Consider the following 16,515-nt stretch of genomic DNA (forward strand, 5'->3'; position numbering starts at 1 on the left):
CTCGGGGAGCACGTCGCGTCGGCGGCGTGCGTGCGGTGGGCTCAGGTCGGCGGCGTCAGCCGCGACAGAGCGCCGCGCTCGTGCGGCAGAGGTCGACGTGGCGGCGCCAGGCGTGCCACGTCGTGCGCAACGGGCTCGCGCCCTGCTCGGGACCGGTCACGGCGACCTCCATCGCACCCGGCGGTAGCACCCGCTCCCACACGGGGTGGGGGGTTGCTGCGGCGTCGTCGAGCCGGGTCTCTCGGCCGCTCTGGATGGTGTCCGGGATTGCTCCTCGACCGTACGGAGCCTTCACGCGCTTTTTCAAGCACTCGTCCACGAACTGTGTCGGGGGCCATGCGGAACCCGGGAAATGACCGTACAAAACCGCGCGCATTCCCACGCTTGACATTCCGGTCGGATGCCTGCCTATCGTGGAAATGAACCGGGCGGCCGCCCTGTCCGGTTCGATCCCACACCGGTCGCGACGGAGGACGCCGTGCCCTGTCCCCCCACCCTGCCGGCCTCCGCTCCACGTTCCGCAACCGCCGTCGCCGACGTCAGCACCGACGTCGTCGTGGTGGGCGCCGGCGCACCGGGCGCGGCCGTGGCCTGGCACCTCGCGCGGCTCGGCGCGAAGGTGCTGCTGGTCGAGCGACGGGCCGCGGGTGACGTGTGGCGCTCGGCGGGCCCGGCACGGTGGAACGACGTCTCCGTGCCGCCCGCGCTCGCCGACGAGGCGTTCGGCTGGTGGCGCGAGGTGGAGCGCGACACCGGTGCCACGCTGCTGCACGCCGAGGCCGGCGCCTGGTGGGTGCGACCCCGGCACGCGGTCGCGGCGCTCACCGCCGCGGCCACCGGCTGGGGCGCGGTGCTGCGCCACTGCGATCCGGTGCGCAGCATCGAGCTCCGGGCCGGCCGCGCGGTGGTGCACACTCCCACCGCCGCCCTGCACGCCCACCGGGTCGTGCTCGCCGGCGCGGGCCTGCAGTCCCTCTCCCCCGTCGCCGCCGGCCACGCGGGCCCGGTGCTCGCCGGGCCGCGCGCGGGCGCGTTCGCGGTGCCCGCACAGGGCCGCTCGATCGCTACCGCCGCGCTCCCGACCTGACCGCGGATCCCGTCATCACGCGGCGGCCATGATTTCGAATCACAATTGTGGCGATCGCGACACGCTGGTCAGGTACTCCTGGCACTTCTCCGGTTCGAAGAACCAGTCCGCGAGGTCGGAGGGATCGTTGAAGCCGTTCGCGAAGCGGTCGGCCACGGCCTGGTTCGTCTGCGCCGCACCGAGCACCGCCTGCACGTGCTCGGGCGGGTCGAGCATGGTGTTGGTGAACTTCGTGACCCACTGGGCGTGCGTCCAGTACGCCTCGAACGTCTGCTGCATCCACTCCCGGTCGAACGGTGCGTGCCCGCGGGTCAGGATGCCGTCGAGGTAGTACTGCGCGCACCGGCACGCGTTGTTGGAGCCCTGCCCGGTGACCGGGTCGTTGGCCACCACCACGTCGGCCATGCCCAGCACGATGCCCCCCGACGGCAGCTCGCCCACCGGCTTGCGCACCATCGGCGTGTAACCGCCGACGAGCGTGCCGCGCGAATCGGTCAGCTCCGCGTCGCGGTACCGCTCGTACTCCCACGGGAGGTGCGTCTCGAGCAGCTGCAGGTGCCGCTTCCACTGCTCGTCGGGCCCGGGGCGGTCGGCGAACGCGTCGAACGGCCCGCCGGGCATGCCGGAGAGGTAGAGGATCTCGCACGGTCCGCTCACCGTGTAGCCGGGGATGTTGATGTTCTCCCCGACCCCCGCAACGATGTTCACCCACACGTCGACGGCGCCCTCGGGCCGCTCCGGCCGCTTCGGCACCCGGTTCACGTAGGACACCGAGAGGGCACGGGCCGGCTTGACGTGCACCGACCGTTCCTCGTCGCGGTCGAACAACTGCACCAGCTCGCCCTTGCCCGCGGCGACGACCGTCAGGTCGTACATCCCCGCGAGTCCGTTCAAGTCGGCCGTGGTGACCCCGTGGATGACCACCTTGCCGCCACGCTGCTCGAACAGCTCGAGCCATGTGGCCATCTTGACGCGCTGGTCGATCGACTGGGCGGGACCGGGCCACTCGCCCGCCCAGTTCAGCGCCCGCTCTCCCGGCTCGACGCTGACCGAGAGCCCCTGGTGCGTCGGCGCGGGCGCGACGTCGTCCCACAGGTTCAGGCCGTGCGAGCGTTCGATGGCCAGGGCCTTGTCGAACATGCACTGCGTCGACATGACGCGGCTGTTGCGGATCTCGTCGGCCGTGCGCGCCGACATCATCGTGACGTCGTACCCGTGTTGCTGCAGGGTCAGCGCGAGCTGCAGCCCCGACTGCCCCGAGCCGACGATCAGGATCTTGCGCATCGGACCCCCGAACCGACGAGAACCTCAGGCATGTGCGCGCACCCTTCCTGGCGGCGAGATCTCCCCGAGAGACATCACGTGCGTGACGAGTCGCCGCAGCGCCTCGACCGTCGATCCCCGCTCGCGGGCGTCGCAGGTGATCAACGGGACGTCGGCGGGCAGGGCCAAGGCGTCGCGCACATCGTCGAGGTCGTGGTGCAGGTCCCCGTGGAACCTGTTGACCGCCACGACGAACGGCAGGTCCGAGTCGTTCTCGAAGTAGTTGATCGCGGCGAACGACTGGTCCAACCTGCGCGTGTCGACGAGCACGATCGCCCCGAGCGCGCCCCGCGTCAGGTCGTCCCAGAGGAACCAGAACCGCGGCTGCCCCGGCGTGCCGAACAGGTAGAGGAGCAGGTCGGGTTGCAGCGTGATGCGCCCGAAGTCCATCGCCACCGTGGTGGTCGACTTGCCTGCCTCCACCGGCTCGTCCACACCGGTGCCCGCCTCGGTCATCCACGCCTCGGTGTTCAGCGGCGGGACCTCCGACACCGAACCGACGAAGGTGGTCTTGCCGACGCCGAAACCGCCGGCGACAACGATCTTCGCCGAGATCGCGAGCAGCCCGTCGGGCTCGTTGCCCCCCGCTTCGGGTGTCACGGCTCGCACCTCAGATCCGTAGCCGCTCGAGTCCATCGAGGATCCTCCCGAGCATCTCGCGGTCGTGGTTGTAGGCGTGCGCCGTGGGGTGGATGTAGATCGCGCCCTGGGCCGCGAGGTCGCTGAGCAGGACCCGCACCACGCCGAGCGGGACCGAGAGCTCCGCGGAGAGCTCGGCGATCGACACGCGCGTGCGGGCCCGCTCGTAGAGCGCGCGCGACTCGGGCATCAGCGAGTCGGACAGGCTCGGGTCGTACCGGGGCACCGATACCAGGGCCTCGACCAGCAGCTCGTGGCGGGGCCGGGTCCGGCCGCCGGTGAGCGCGTAGGGCCGGATCCTCTTGCTGCGCATCTTCCGGTTCCCCCCGGGGTCTCCCGACGTCTCCCCCGCGGTCACGCGGGTGCCCGCCGCGCGGAGAGCACCCGCCGCATGTCGGCCCGGACCTCCGGGCTCAGCGCGTGGCCCGTGTTGCGCACGAACTGGGTCATCTCGTAGGCGACGACCTTCATGTCGCAGTCCGGACCGGTGAGCACCGCGAGGCCTGCGCCGGAGCCGATGCCCATGAACAGGAACCAGCCGTGCGTCATGCGGATCATGATCTGCTCGCACGTGCCCTTGTCGAACAGCGAGGCGCTGCTGCGGGCCAGGCTCAGCAACCCGCTCGCGATCGCGGCGAGCTGCTCGGCGTCCTCCCTCCCGACGGTGCGCGAGGCGCTCAGCGGGAAACCGTCCGACGACATGATCAGCGCGTGGGTGACACCGTGCACACGGCCCACGAAGTCGTTCAGCAACCAGCCGAAGTCCTGAGGCGGCCCACCGCCCTCGGCGGTCACTTCGGCTCCTCGTCGGTGTCGGCCCGCTCGTCGACACGCGAGTCGGTCGCGGTGTCCTCGGCGCGCGCGGCCTGCTCCCCGTCGGCGAAGTCGCCGAGGTCGGCCAGGAACTTGTCGTGGCCGTCGTCGACCGGTTCCCCGCCACCGCCGGGATCGTCGACCTCGACGGCCGCATCCTTGGTGCTGCGGGACACGCGGCGCGGCAGCCCGCTCGCCGTGGCGCCGCTGACCGTCGGCGCCGCCGGGCGGGGAGTGGGTGAGGGCGGGGTGGGTGGGGGCGGGGCAGGCGGCCGCGCGCCACGGCGTGGCAGGCCGGACGGCGTGACGGTCGGCGCGGCATCCGTCGCCGGGGTCACCGCGGTGTCGGAGGGTCCGTCACTCGAAGGCACGGGGACGCCGTCGCGGGGCGCCGCCACCGGGTGCGGCTGGTGCCTGCCGTTGACCGGGACGGTCTGAGCACCCGACCACCGTTCCTCCGGCAGCTCCGTCACCAGCGACGGCGGGACGAGCACGGTGGCGGTGGTGCCGTTCGGGACCTTGCGGTGCAACGCCACCTGCAGGTCGTGCCGTTCGGCGAGCCGTCCGACCACCGCGAGTCCCATGTGCCGCACGGCGTCGTCGTCGAGCCGCAGGCCCTGAGCGAGCCGGCTGTTGAGGTCGGCGAGGCGGTCCGGTGGGAGCCCGATGCCGCCGTCCTCGATCCGGATCAGCACGCTGCCCTGCTCGGTGAGGTGGGCGCTGACCCGCACCTGCTCGTCCGGCGGCGAGTGGTTGGCCGCGTTGTCGAGCAGCTCCGCGAGCACCCGGGACAGGTCGTCGGCGGCGAAGCCGACCACGCCCAGCGGCACCGTGCGACCGATCCCGATCCGGGCGTACTGGTCGATCGAGGACATCGCGCCGCGGATGGTGTCGAGGACGGAGGTCGTGTCACCGCCGCTCTCCCCGGCATCGCGGCCGGCGAGCACCCGCAGGTTCTCGGCGTTGCGGCGCAGCCGCGCGGCCAGGTGGTCGAGGCGGTAGAGCTGCCCCAGCCGCGTGCTGTCGTCCTCCTTGCGCTCCAGCTCCTCGAGCTCGGCCAGCAGCGTGTCGATCAGGTTGAGGTCGCGCAGCGCGATGCTCGCGCAGACCTCGCCGAGCGACTCGTTCCGCGCGGCCTCGCCCCACGCGCTCGGGGCGGCCTCGAGCACTTTCGGTGCGGAGTGCCGGGGCGGGTCCAGCAGGTGCGCTGCCACCACCCGGGAGCGATCGAGCATTACACGTGATCGATCGAAGATCTCACGAGCGCGCGCCCGCGTCGCCATGCGGTCCCCTCTGACGTTCGGTGACGGTCAGTTCCGGATCACTCACTCTGCCGGGATCGCGGGCAATGCAAGCAGAGTCGGCCGTGCTTGTCGACTGCCCCGACCGGAGGCTCCGGATGCCCTGCACGGACCACCCGCGCGTTCGCGCTGCTCCGCCGGGCGCAGCCGCCGAGGCGGTCGCGTTCGGTGGGACGCGATGTCATCCCAATGGGGGCGAGCACCTCGATGGTGGCGAGGCGGAACCACCGGCGCCGGGCCACCCACGCGTCCTGCCGGTCGCACACCGACTTCGTCGCGGCCACACCGATTTCGTCGCTGCCGCACCGACTGCAGTCGGTGTGGCAGCACCACGATCGGTGTGCGAGCGGTCGGCGCCGCCGGCGGAGGCCACTCCCCCGCCGGCACCGTGCGCGGGAGAGGATGGCTGCGACCCACCGCCGCCCGACGAGGAGCCGCCCGATGCCCTACACCGCCGTGGAGATCGCCGACGCCCGCCCGCAGGTCCACGCCGAGGCGTGGGTGGCCCCCACGGTCGTCCTCGCCGGCCGGGTGAGCCTCGCCGCGCAGGCGAGCGTCTGGTACTCCTCGGTGCTGCGGGCGGACCTGGACACGGTCACGGTGGGCGCGCGCAGCAACATCCAGGACGGCTGCGTGGTGCACGCCGACCCCGGCTTCCCCGTCACGCTCGGCGCCGGGGTGAGCGTGGGCCACCGCGCGGTGCTGCACGGCTGCACGATCGAGGACGACGTGCTGGTCGGGATGGGCGCGGTCGTGCTCAACGGGGCCCGCATCGGCACCGGCTCCCTCATCGCGGCCGGCGCCGTGGTCCTCGAGGGCACCGAGGTCCCGCCCGGCTCGCTGGTCGCGGGCGTGCCCGGGAAGGTCCGTCGCGAGCTGGGCGAGCAGGAGCGGGCGGGCATCCTGGCCAACGCCGAGTCCTACGTGGCCCTCGCCTCGACCCACGCCGCCGCGACCGCGGCTACCCCTTGATGCCCGTCTCCGCCACGCCCTGCACCAGGTAGCGCTGCAGGAACACGAAGACCAGCACCAGCGGCACGATCGAGATCAGGGCCGCCATGAACACCTGGTGCAGGTTGATCGTCTGGGCCGTCATCAGGGTGGACAGCGACACCTGCACCGTCCACTTCGACTGGTCCTGCCCGACGACCAGCGGCCAGAGGAACTGGTTCCACGCGTTGATCACCGTGATCACCGAGATGGCGGCGAAGAAGGCAAGCGAGTTCGGCACCACGATCCGGCAGAAGACGCCGACGTAGCCGAGCCCGTCGATGCGCCCCGCCTCCTCGAGCTCGCGGGGGAAGTTCAGGAAGTACTGCCGGAACAGGAAAGCGGTGAACCCGCTGAACAGCACCGGGACGATGATCCCCTGGTAGGAGTTCACCCAGCCCAGCCGCGAGACGATGATGAAGCTCGGCACGAACGTCACGGCGGGCGGGATCATCAGCGTCAGCAGCACCCCGTAGAAGATCGGGGTGGCGAACCGGAACGGGATGCGGGCCAGTGCGTACCCGGCCATCGACGACAGCACCACGGTGCCGACGGTCTGTGCCAGCGCGATGAACGCCGAGTTGAACAGGGCCTGCCCGAAGTTCGCCGTGGAGTCCTCGAAGACCTCCGCGACGTTGCCCCACTGCAGCGAGCTCGGGAAGATCGTCCAGTCGACGCCGGTGATCTCCGGATCGGTCGCGAACGCGTTGCGCAGCATCAGGTAGAACGGCAGCAGGAACAACATCGTCGCCACGATCAGCGCGGCGTAGCGGGCCACCGCGGCGGCCACGCCGCCTGGCGTCCGCGCTGGGGTCATCATCGCACCGCCCTCACTTCTCGGGCCTCCCGAAACCGTAGATCCGCCCCTGGACCAGCGTCACGATGACGATCAGGGCGGCGAGGATCATGGCGCCCGCGCTGCCGTGGCCGTAGTCCTGGTTGCCCTGCGCGGTGTAGTAGAGGTAGACCAGCGGCGGCCGCGCCAGCGAGCTGTTGCCCAGCAGGTTGAAGAACTCGTCGAACGCCTGGTAGGCGGCGATCAGGTTGAGCAGCAGCACCGCCACCGACGTGGTGCGCAGCTGCGGCAGCGTGATGTGGCGGAAGGTCTGCCAGCCCGCCTTCGCGCCGTCCACGTAGGCCGCCTCGTAGAGCTCCGGTGAGATCCGCTGCAGCCCCGCGAGGAAGAGGATCATGTAGAAGCCCAGCTGCAGCCACAGCCGCACCGTGGCGATCACCAGCCAGTACCACGGCGGGTTCACCGAGGACAGCCACGCGATGTTCTCCACGCCGAACAGCGACAGCACCTGGTTGGCCAAGCCGAAGCGCACGCCGTTGAAGATCGAGAGCTTCCACACGAGCGACGCCACCACGTAGGAGCACGCGGTGGGCAGGAAGAACGCCGACCGGAAGAAGGCGCGGGCGAACCGGACCTGGTTGAGCAGCACCGCGAGCGCGAGCGACAGCACGAACGTCAGCGGAACGATGATCGCGGCGAACACCGTGAACGTCCACAGGCTGTCCAGGAACGGGCCGGGCGAGAGCAGGTCGAGGTAGTTCTGGATCCCGACGAACTCGCCCGGCTGCACCGTGTTCTGGGCGCGGTTGAAGCTCAGGACGAAGCTCCACGCGATCGGCAGGTAGACGAACACCACGAGCCCGGCGAGGAAGGGCCCCATGAAGAGCCAGAACGCCGTGGTGGCGCCCGGGGTCGTGCGGCGCCGCGCGGCCCGGGCTCCGGTCCGCGGCCGGGCCTTCGGCGGCCGCTCCTGCACGGCGCTCACGCCGCGAGGCGCGCCAGCTCGGCCTCGACCGCCTGCTGCGCGGTGGCGAGCTCGGCGTCGACGTCACCACCCTCGCGCACGATGGCCGTGGCCGCGTCAGCGAAGGCCGACTTCATCTTGGGGGTCCACATCGGGTCCTTCGCCACGGCGTGGTCGGTGAAGATGCGCAGCGCGTCGGCCGCGACCCCGTCCTGCAGCTTCTGCGCCCGGGCCGCGAGGCTCTTGCGCGGCGGGATGTGGAAGCCGTAGGAGAGGTTGAAGTCCTCCTGCGCCTCGGTGTTGTCGATCCACAGCCACTTCGTGTAGTCCTTGGCCAGCTCCACGTCCTGCGCCTTGGCGCTGACCATGGACGTCCAGCCCCCGAGGAACGTGGACGGCGTCCCGACCGTGTCGCTCAGCGCGGGCCACGGCACGATCCCGAAGTCGTCGCCGAGGGCCTCCTGGATCTTCGGCATCGCCCACAGCCCGCCCCACTGCATGGCGGTGAGCCCCTGGGTGAACGACGACGGGTCCCAGAAGTCGGTGGGCGCCCCGAGCAGCAGCGAGCCGGTGTCGGCGAGCTCGCGCAGCTTGAGCAGGGCCGTCTTCGCCTCGGGCGTGGTGAAACCGACGGTGTTCTCCGGTGTGAGGTTCTTCGTGCCCGCCATGTACAGCACGAGGTCGAGGAGGGCACCGCCGCCGAACGCCGGGGTGACGCCGACGTCGTTGCCGATGAACAGGCCCTTGACCCCGTCGCGGTCCAGCGCGCGGGAGGCGTCGATGAGCGCGTCCATGGTGGTGGGTGGCTGCACGCCCGCCGCGGCCAGCAGGCTCTTGCGGTAGTAGAGGAAGCCGCAGTCGTCGACGATCTTCACGCCCCAGATCGAGCCGTCCAGGGAGGCGGCCTCGATGTCGGTCGCGGTGTAGTCGTCCCGGACCGGGCCGATGATGTCGTCGACGGGGACGATCTGGCCGCTGCGGACCATGTCCACGTTGAGGTTGTACTCGAAGACGTCCGGCCCGTTGCCCGACAGCAGCCCCGAGGACAGCTTCGACTCGTAGTCGCCGGGCGTCCACTGCACCTCGACGGTGGCGCGCTCGTAGCCCTCCGCGTAACGCTTCACCGCCTGCTCGGCGCCCTCCTCGCCGTAGAGGTGGTACCACTGCCGGATCGTCGGCGCGCCTCCGGCGGAGCCCCCGCCGGTGTCGAGGCCGCCGCTGTCTCCCCCGCAGGCCGCGAGCGCGCCGCCGAGGCCGAGCGCACCGGCGAGGGTCAGGAACGTGCGGCGGGTGTGTGCCGGGACGTGCGGCAGCGAGGACTTCTCCGCGGACATGCTGGCCTCTCGACGTTGGGGGCTCTGATGCGGTGAACGGGATGGCGGAAACTTCCGGAAAGCCTTTTACTCTGGGCGCGGACGCTAGGACGTACGTCACATCGGTGTCAAGCACACAGGGGCGTCAAGCACACGGGAGCGACCATGCAGATCCCGCGCGGCGAGCGGGCCAGGATCGTCGACGTCGCCGCGCGCGCCGGCGTCGCCGTGAGCACCGCGTCCAAGGCGCTGAACGGCCGGGGGCAGCTGCGCGCCGAGACCCGCCACCGCGTCCTCGCCGCCGCCGACGAGCTCGGCTTCCAGGCCAACACCTTCGCCCGCAGCCTGCTGTCGGACCGCAGCTACTCGGTCGGCCTGCTCACCAGCGACCGTGTCGGCCGGTTCAGCGTGCCGGTGCTCGCGGGCGTCGAGGACGCGCTCGGCGTCGGCAAGATCCTCGTCCACCTCTGCGACGCGCGCGGCGACCCGCTGCGCGAGCAGCACTACGTCCGCACCCTGCTCACCCGCCGGACCGACGGCATCATCGTCACCGCCGAACGCACCGACCCGCGCCTGCCGATCACGGTGGAGCGGCCGGTGCCGGTCGTCTACGCCTACGCGCAGTCGACGAGGTCCCAGGACGTCTCGGTCGTCCCCGACGACCACCAGGGCGCCACGCTCGTCACCCGGCACCTCGTCGAGTCCGGCCGCCGCCGGATCGGCCACATCACCGGCGACTGGTGGCACGCGATCCACGAGCGCGCCGCGGGCGTCCGCACCGTGCTGGCCGAGGCCGGGCTGGAGCTGGCAGGCGGCGAGGCCATCGGGGGCGACTGGAGCGAGGCTTGGGGCCGGCAGGCCACCGAGATCCTGCTGCGCCGCGACCCGCACATCGACGCGGTCGTGTGCGGCACCGACGAGATCGCCCGCGGCGTCCTGGACACCCTGCGCGACCACGGCAGGCGCGTGCCCCACGACGTCGCCGTCGCCGGGTTCGACAACTGGGAGCCGCTCGTCACGGGGTGCCGGGTGCCCCTGACATCGGTGGACCTGGGCCTCCCCGAGATCGGCAGGCACGCGGCGGAGCTGCTGCTCGCCGCGATGGAGGGCCGCGCCGAACCCGGCGTCCGGAAGCTGCCGTGCCGGCTCGTCGTGCGGGAGTCCACCGGGGCGGCGGCGACGTGAGAGCGGCGGCGTGAACGGCGGTCAGAGCGAGTCGAGGAACCGCTGCGCCACCTCCTGCACCATCTCCGCGCCCCCGTCGAACTCGGCCGAGGAGTACTCGCCGTAGGTGTAGGCGAGGAAGACGGCCTCGCCGACCCGGGTCACCGCGATCCGCTGGCCGTAGGGCGCGAACTCCTGCCCGCCGAACCACACCGCGGCGAGGAACCCGTCCTCGCCCAGGTCGGGCTCGTCGCGGGTGGCCCACGTCCAGTCGCTGCCGCCCGGCTTCGTCCCGGTGCGGCACGCCTCGAGCGCCCGGCGGAACCCCGCGACCACCTCGCTCGCGACCTCGGCCGAGGGGTACACGCCCAGCTGGCGCGCGTCGTAGGCCTCCGGTCCCTCCCGGAAGACGGTCTTGAACCGCGCGCGCTGCCCGTCCGTCGGGTAGGCCGTCGGCTGGCACGGGTCGAGCAGCCAGGCCCGCTCCGCGCTGTTGTCGGTGGTCCAGTCGGTGAACTCCGCCGTGTCGCTGCTGGTGCCCTCGTCGGGCAGGAGCAGCGACTCCGGCACGCTCGCGCCGTCCCCGTCCCCGTCCACGTCCGGCGGGGCCGGGACCGACGGGGTGGGCGCCGCGGGGCCCGGCGCGGCACCGGCCGCGGCGTCCACGGCCGGTGCGGCCGGTCCTCCCCCGGCGTCGGCGCCGCACCCCGCCGCCAGCACCGCTACCACGGCCAGCGCGGCGGCCGCCGTCCGGCGCGTGCACGTCCTGTTCATCGGGTCCCCCGTTCCTCGTCCCGCACCCAGTAGGACGTGGCGCACGCGGATCCGGTTGCCCCGGCCGGCCGTTCGGGTTGGGCCGAGCGGCCCACATCGCCCCGACCCGCCGCGGCCCGGGGTTGGGAGAACGGGCCGGACACGGAAGAGTGAGCGCGCACACCGATCATCGCCGCACCGCCGCAGGAAAGTGAGCGCCCGACGTGACCGACGAGTCCGCCGACCCGATCACCGGGACGGGAATCGACACGACCGTGCCGCACTCGGCACGGATCTGGAACTACTGGCTCGGCGGCAAGGACAACTACGCCGTCGACCGGGAGGCCGGTGACGCCTGGACGGCCATCCACCCCGAGATCATCGTCATCGCGCGCGAGACCCGAGCGTTCCTGCGCCGCTCGCTGGAGCACCTGGCCGGTGAGGTCGGGATCCGCCAGTTCCTCGACGTCGGCACCGGCCTGCCCACGGCCGACAACACCCACCAGGTCGCGCAGCGAATCGCCCCGGAGGCGCGGGTCGTCTACGTCGACAACGACCCGCTGGTGCTGGCGCACGCGCGCGCCCTGCTCACCAGCACCCCCGAGGGCAGCACCCGCTACCTGCACGCCGACATGCACGACTCGCAGGCGCTGATCGACGGAGCCGCGGAGATCCTCGACTTCACCCAGCCCGTGGCCGTCTACTTCATGGGCGTGCTCGGCCACATCGGTGACCTCGAGGAGGCCAGGACGCTCGTCAAGGGCCTCATGGACCGGGTGCCCTCGGGCAGCTACCTCACGATCTGCGACAGCACCCACCCCGCCGAGGACCCGGCCTTCCAGAAGGCGCAGGAGGAGTACGCCGACACCGGCGCCATCCCCTACTGGAACCGCCACCCCGAGGAGATCGCGAGCTTCTTCGACGGGCTGGAATGGGTGGAGCCCGGCTTCATCACGGTCCCGCTCTGGCGGCCGCAGCGGCCGGAGGGCGTCACGATCCTGCACGACAACCCGCCGGCACCGCTCGACCACTTCGGCGGCGTCGCGCGCAAGCCCTAGCGGCCCCCACGCCGTCCGCACCGTGTGATCGCCGCCGCGCCGGGTAGCCCGATCCGGAGACGATCCGCGAGGAGAGGTGCGTGATGGCGGAGACGGTGGGCGACCACCTCCTGGGCAGGCTGCGGGAGTGGGGCGTCGAGCAGGTGTTCGGCTACCCGGGCGACGGCATCAACGGGATCGTCGCCTCGTTCGGGAAGGCCGGGGACCGGCCCCGGTTCATCCAGACCCGCCACGAGGAGATGGCCGCGTTCGCGGCCGTCGGGTACGCGAAGTTCACCGGGCGGGTCGGCGTCTGCACGGCGACGTCCGGACCGGGAGCCATCCACCTGCTCAACGGCCTCTACGACGCGAAGCTCGACCACGTCCCGGTCGTCGCGATCGTCGGCCAGACCGAGCGGAGCGCGATGGGCGGCGCCTACCAGCAGGAGGTGGACCTGCAGGCCCTGTTCAAGGACGTGGCGAGCGACTACCTCGTCGAGGTCAACGTCCCCGAGCAGCTGCCCAACGCGCTGGACCGCGCCTTCCGCACCGCGCTGGCCCGGCGCGCGCCCACTGCGCTGATCATCCCGAGCGACCTGCAGACGCAGGACTACTCACCGCCGGCGCACGCCTTCAAGCAGGTGCCCTCCAGCGCGCCGGGTCTGGCCGCACCCACGCTCACCCCCGACGGCGCCGAGCTCGCCCGCGCCGCCGAGTTGCTCAACGCCGGGCAGAAGGTGGCGATCCTGGTCGGCCAGGGCGCCCGCGGGGCCGCCGCGGAGGTCGAGCAGGTGGCCGACGTGCTCGGCGCCGGCGTCGCGAAGGCGCTGCTCGGCAAGGACGTGCTGTCCGACGAGCTGCCGTTCGTGACGGGGTCGATCGGGCTGCTCGGTACGCGCCCGTCCTACGAGATGATGCGCGACTGCGACACGCTGCTCATCGTCGGCTCGAACTTCCCCTACAGCCAGTTCCTCCCCGAGTTCGGGCAGGCCAGGGCCGTGCAGATCGACATCGACGGCGGCCTGATCGGGATGCGGTACCCGACCGAGATCAACCTGCTCGGCGACGCGCGCACCACCTTGGCGGCGCTGCTGCCCCTGCTGTCCGGCCCCACCGACCGCGCCTGGCGGGAGCGCATCGAGCAGGGCGTGTCGCACTGGTGGAGCACCATGGAGCGGCAGGCGATGCTCGACGCCACACCGGTCAACCCGATGCGGATCGTGTGGGAGCTCTCCGAGCGGCTCCCCCTCGACGCGATCGTCACGGCCGACTCCGGCTCCGTCGCGAACTGGTACGCGCGCCTGCTGCGCATCCGCGGCGACGTGCGCGGCTCCCTGTCGGGCACCCTCGCGACGATGGGACCCGCCGTCCCGTACGCCATCGGCGCGAAGTTCGCCCACCCCGGGCGCCCGGCGATCGCGCTGACCGGCGACGGCGCCATGCAGATGAACGGGCTCGCCGAGCTGCTCACGATCCGTCGCTACGCCGAACGCTGGTCCGACCCGCGGTGCGTGGTCTGCGTGCTGCACAACAACGACCTCAACCAGGTGACCTGGGAGCTGCGCGCGATGGGCGGAGCGCCCAAGTTCGAGGAATCGCAGAACCTCCCCGACGTCTCGTACGCCGACTTCGCGCGGGGTCTCGGCCTGGAGGCGATCACCGTCACCTCACCGGACGAGCTCGGGCCCGCGTGGGAACGCGCGCTCAGCGCCGACCGTCCCGCCGTCCTCGACGTGCACTGCGACCCGGAGATGCCACCCATCCCGCCGCACGCCACGTTCGAACAGGCGGAGTCGATGATGCAGGCCGTGCTCAAGGGGGATCCGGAAGCGTTCCACCTCGTCGCCCAGGGCCTCAAGACGAAGCTGCAGGAGGCACTGCCCGGCCGGCGCCGCTGACGGCCACCGGGCATGCGTCCGGACGGGTCCCGGGCGCACACGCACCGTGATCGCGTGGCGCGCCGCACCGTCGCCGTCGCCCCGCGTGACGGGTGCCCGGGGTGGGCCGTTCGGACCGACGCGTGCCGACTCCCGGCCGCCAGGGGCCCCGTACGCGGCGCTGAACGGTCGCGTGGACACGCCCGACGGCGCCGCGGACGCGTCCGGGACTGTTCAGGTGACGCAGGACGAGCGGGCGAACAGCGTCTGGCACGGCACACCGCGCACGGAGTAGGAATCGACTTCCCGCCGCTCTCGACCTGCAGGAACGGCACTCCGGAAGGCCTCCCGTGGAACCGCCCGACCCATCCCGCCCCGGCGCCCCCGCAACGATCTCCGTCGCCGAGTTGCTCGCCCGGTGCACCGGGGAGCCGGCCGGCGCCGCCCGCGGCGCGGCGGCACCGGGCCCGGCGATCTCGGTGACGGCGCTGCTGCGGCGCGAGGGACGCGGCCCGCACACCGTCGACCGCCCCCTGCAGCCGCGCGGCCACGACCGGGCCGCAGAGCCCGCCGCCCCGCCCCGCCGCAGCGTCCGCAAGGCCGCCGCGGCGGCGGGCGCGCTCTTCGCCGTCACGGCGGTCGTCGGCAGCACGCTCGTCGACAACGCCGTCCGACACACCCCCGACCCCGCGCTCGGCACCCCGTTGTCCGAGGTTCCCCTGGCCGGCGCCGCCGTGTCCGCCGCCGCGGCGCCCCCGAGGGCGGGCAGCCCCGAACCCGCCACCGGCCCGGAAGGCGACGCCACGTTCCCCACGGTGCGGCAGCTGTTCGCCGAGGCCGTCCCGTCCGAGCTCGACGCCCCGCTCCTCGCCACCGCCGCCGACATCAGCGACCTGCACCTCACGGCCTCCGCGTCGTCGCTCCTCCCCCCGACTCCGTCCGGGACGCGGGCCGGATCCGCCGCCGCGACGCCCGGCACGGGGACCGTCCCGCCCGGCGGATCCGGCACCCCGCCGGGCGGGATACCGCTCGCGCCGCCGGTGGCCCCTGGCATGTTCCCGCCGGCGGTCGGCCTACCCGGCGGCCCGCCTGGTCTTCCCGGCAGCACTCCCGGCAGCCCGCCTGGTGCTCCCGGAGGCGCCCCCGGAGCTGCGTCTGATGCTCCCGGAGGCGCATCCGGCAACCCGCCTGGTGCCCCTGGCAGCGCCCCCGGAGGTCGGTCTGATGCTCCCGGAGGTCCGCCTGGCGGCGTCCCCGCCGGCCCTCCCAGGGGCGAGCCCGGTGGCGGAGGGGTCGCCCCGGGCGGACCCGGTGTGGTCCTGACCCCGGGCGACATCACGACGCCGCCGGTCGAGGTGCCCGCGGTGGCCGCTCAGGTGCCCGTTGTCGGCCCGGTCCGCACGCCCGCGGTGACGCTGGCGCCCGCGCGCGTCTCCCCGCCGGCCCTGTCCGCCACGATCACGCCGGACGCGGTCGAGGTGGCCACCGGTGCCGCCGAGGTCGCCGTCCCCGACCTCGCGGTCTCCGGCGCCACCGTCGGCCCGGTCGCCACCTCCGCGGCCGGGCTCCGCACGCCCGACGTCGCGCTGACCGGCGCCGGGGTGGCACTGAGCGCCGACGCAGCACCCGAGCTCACCGTCCCCGGTGCGGCCGTCTCCGGCACCCGCCTGGAGACCCCCGACCTCACGCTCGGCTCCGCCGAGATCCCGCTGCCCGACGTGGAGCTGCCGGCCGTGGAGCTCCCCGCCACGACCATCGGCGGCGACGAGCCCCACGCCGACACCGTCGAAGGGCTCGGGCAGAGCGTGGTCGGCACCGTGGAGGGGCTCGGCGCGGGCCTCGCCACCGCCGTCGGCGGCTCCGCAGAGGAGACCACGGAGAACACGGACGACGTCGGCACCGTCGACGAAGCCGCTCCCGACACCGACGACGACGCGGCCACCGACGCCCGGCCCACGAGCGACGCGAGCAGCGCAGCCGACACGCGCACCGCGCCGGCCGGCACCGAGGGCGCCGAGGGCACCGAACCCCGCGAAGCCGACGACGACGACGCCGAGGACGAGACCACCGAAGCCGACGACGCCGAGGCCGACGAGCGCGACTCCGGCGACGTCGACGCGAGTGCCGGCGGCGAAGGCGATGCCGACGACGGGGCCGACGACGGGGCCGACGACGGGGCCGACGACGGGGCCGACGACGGGGCCGACGACGGGGCCGACGACGGGGCCGACGACGGCAGCACCGAGGACGACACCAGCACCAAGAACGACGGCATCGCTGATGAGAACAGCGACACCGACGAGAACAGCGACGGCGGCGCCGCCGAGGACACGGCCGACACCGATACGCCGAGCGAGTCCAGCGACGCCGCGGACTCCGAGTAGTGCGAGGGGCGAGGGGGAGCCCACTGACGAACGAACGAACAGCTCTCTCGTCGGCTAGGTAGCGACCAGAGTGC

Annotated in this window: 16 protein-coding genes and 1 riboswitch; of the genes, 6 read left to right on the forward strand and 10 right to left on the reverse strand. The window is 72.7% G+C overall.

The genetic code is table 11. From position 1 onward, the window contains the following. Nucleotides 1–55: 55 nt before the first annotated feature. Entirely contained in the window at nucleotides 56–160 is a 105-nt protein-coding gene (locus CFP66_RS50440) for a putative leader peptide (RefSeq protein ID WP_369805196.1), read from the reverse strand. Nucleotides 161–165: 5 nt separating this feature from the next. Then, nucleotides 166–261: riboswitch (SAM riboswitch) on the reverse strand. A 217-nt stretch (nucleotides 262–478) separates the two neighbouring features. On the opposite strand from CFP66_RS50440, the gene CFP66_RS29400 reads away from it, so the two are divergent. After that, the gene (locus CFP66_RS29400) at nucleotides 479–1,087 is read left to right on the forward strand and encodes an FAD-dependent oxidoreductase (protein ID WP_158228267.1); all 609 of its coding nucleotides are present in this window, start codon (nucleotides 479–481) and stop codon (nucleotides 1,085–1,087) included. A 39-nt stretch (nucleotides 1,088–1,126) separates the two neighbouring features. On the opposite strand, the gene CFP66_RS29405 is transcribed toward CFP66_RS29400, so the two are convergent. Genes CFP66_RS29405 through CFP66_RS29425 form a run of 5 tightly spaced genes read right to left on the reverse strand, consistent with a single transcriptional unit; the run spans nucleotide 1,127 to nucleotide 5,097 of the window. Beyond that, nucleotides 1,127–2,371, reverse strand: coding sequence for a styrene monooxygenase/indole monooxygenase family protein (locus CFP66_RS29405; RefSeq protein WP_094928449.1), 1,245 nt, complete (start codon nucleotides 2,369–2,371; stop codon nucleotides 1,127–1,129). Between the two features lie 24 nt (nucleotides 2,372–2,395). Further along, nucleotides 2,396–3,046, reverse strand: coding sequence for an ATP/GTP-binding protein (locus CFP66_RS29410; RefSeq protein WP_094928450.1), 651 nt, complete (start codon nucleotides 3,044–3,046; stop codon nucleotides 2,396–2,398). Further along, on the reverse strand, nucleotides 3,021–3,362 hold the full coding sequence (locus CFP66_RS29415; protein WP_094928451.1) for a DUF742 domain-containing protein: 342 nt from the start codon (nucleotides 3,360–3,362) through the stop codon (nucleotides 3,021–3,023). Before CFP66_RS29415 ends, CFP66_RS29410 begins: the two co-directional genes overlap by 26 nt. A 41-nt stretch (nucleotides 3,363–3,403) precedes the next feature. Next, nucleotides 3,404–3,844 carry a roadblock/LC7 domain-containing protein gene (locus CFP66_RS29420; RefSeq protein ID WP_094928452.1) on the reverse strand — a complete coding sequence of 147 codons (441 nt, stop codon included), beginning with the start codon at nucleotides 3,842–3,844 and terminating at the stop codon, nucleotides 3,404–3,406. Next, on the reverse strand, nucleotides 3,841–5,097 hold the full coding sequence (locus CFP66_RS29425) for a sensor histidine kinase (RefSeq protein ID WP_369805197.1): 1,257 nt from the start codon (nucleotides 5,095–5,097) through the stop codon (nucleotides 3,841–3,843). The genes CFP66_RS29420 and CFP66_RS29425 overlap by 4 nt, the downstream gene beginning before the upstream one ends. Nucleotides 5,098–5,604: 507 nt before the next feature. On the opposite strand from CFP66_RS29425, the gene CFP66_RS29430 reads away from it, so the two are divergent. Continuing rightward, nucleotides 5,605–6,135, forward strand: coding sequence for a gamma carbonic anhydrase family protein (locus CFP66_RS29430; RefSeq protein ID WP_094928454.1), 531 nt, complete (start codon nucleotides 5,605–5,607; stop codon nucleotides 6,133–6,135). Here CFP66_RS29430 and CFP66_RS29435 read toward each other — a convergent pair. The 3 genes from CFP66_RS29435 to CFP66_RS29445 all read right to left on the reverse strand — a co-directional run bounded on the left by CFP66_RS29435 (nucleotide 6,125) and on the right by CFP66_RS29445 (nucleotide 9,247). Then, nucleotides 6,125–6,973, reverse strand: a complete 849-nt coding sequence (locus tag CFP66_RS29435; protein ID WP_094928455.1) for a carbohydrate ABC transporter permease — start codon at nucleotides 6,971–6,973, stop codon at nucleotides 6,125–6,127. The two genes, CFP66_RS29430 and CFP66_RS29435, sit on opposite strands and share 11 nt — an antisense overlap. A gap of 10 nt (nucleotides 6,974–6,983) precedes the next feature. Then, nucleotides 6,984–7,829 carry a carbohydrate ABC transporter permease gene (locus CFP66_RS29440; RefSeq protein ID WP_094928520.1) on the reverse strand — a complete coding sequence of 282 codons (846 nt, stop codon included), beginning with the start codon at nucleotides 7,827–7,829 and terminating at the stop codon, nucleotides 6,984–6,986. A 101-nt stretch (nucleotides 7,830–7,930) separates the two neighbouring features. After that, nucleotides 7,931–9,247 (reverse strand): ABC transporter substrate-binding protein, encoded by a 1,317-nt coding sequence (locus tag CFP66_RS29445; protein ID WP_094928456.1) that lies wholly within the window; start codon nucleotides 9,245–9,247, stop codon nucleotides 7,931–7,933. A gap of 144 nt (nucleotides 9,248–9,391) precedes the next feature. Here CFP66_RS29445 and CFP66_RS29450 point away from each other — a divergent pair, with 144 nt between their 5' ends. Beyond that, nucleotides 9,392–10,411: a LacI family DNA-binding transcriptional regulator gene (locus CFP66_RS29450; RefSeq protein ID WP_094928457.1), complete on the forward strand. Its 1,020-nt coding sequence runs from the start codon at nucleotides 9,392–9,394 to the stop codon at nucleotides 10,409–10,411. A 21-nt stretch (nucleotides 10,412–10,432) separates the two neighbouring features. Here CFP66_RS29450 and CFP66_RS29455 read toward each other — a convergent pair whose 3' ends face one another. Next, nucleotides 10,433–11,164 (reverse strand): hypothetical protein, encoded by a 732-nt coding sequence (locus CFP66_RS29455; protein WP_094928458.1) that lies wholly within the window; start codon nucleotides 11,162–11,164, stop codon nucleotides 10,433–10,435. A gap of 203 nt (nucleotides 11,165–11,367) precedes the next feature. On the opposite strand from CFP66_RS29455, the gene CFP66_RS29460 reads away from it, so the two are divergent. The 3 genes from CFP66_RS29460 (at nucleotide 11,368) to CFP66_RS50170 (ending at nucleotide 16,441) form a co-directional block, all read left to right on the forward strand. After that, nucleotides 11,368–12,201 (forward strand): SAM-dependent methyltransferase, encoded by an 834-nt coding sequence (locus CFP66_RS29460; protein WP_094928459.1) that lies wholly within the window; start codon nucleotides 11,368–11,370, stop codon nucleotides 12,199–12,201. Between the two features lie 83 nt (nucleotides 12,202–12,284). Beyond that, nucleotides 12,285–14,078: a thiamine pyrophosphate-requiring protein gene (locus CFP66_RS29465; protein WP_094928460.1), complete on the forward strand. Its 1,794-nt coding sequence runs from the start codon at nucleotides 12,285–12,287 to the stop codon at nucleotides 14,076–14,078. A 329-nt stretch (nucleotides 14,079–14,407) separates the two neighbouring features. Then, nucleotides 14,408–16,441: a hypothetical protein gene (locus tag CFP66_RS50170; RefSeq protein WP_094928463.1), complete on the forward strand. Its 2,034-nt coding sequence runs from the start codon at nucleotides 14,408–14,410 to the stop codon at nucleotides 16,439–16,441. Nucleotides 16,442–16,515 lie beyond the last annotated feature (74 nt).

It is taken from the genome of Pseudonocardia sp. MH-G8 (genome assembly GCF_002262885.1).
In the GTDB taxonomy this organism is placed as follows: domain Bacteria; phylum Actinomycetota; class Actinomycetes; order Mycobacteriales; family Pseudonocardiaceae; genus Pseudonocardia.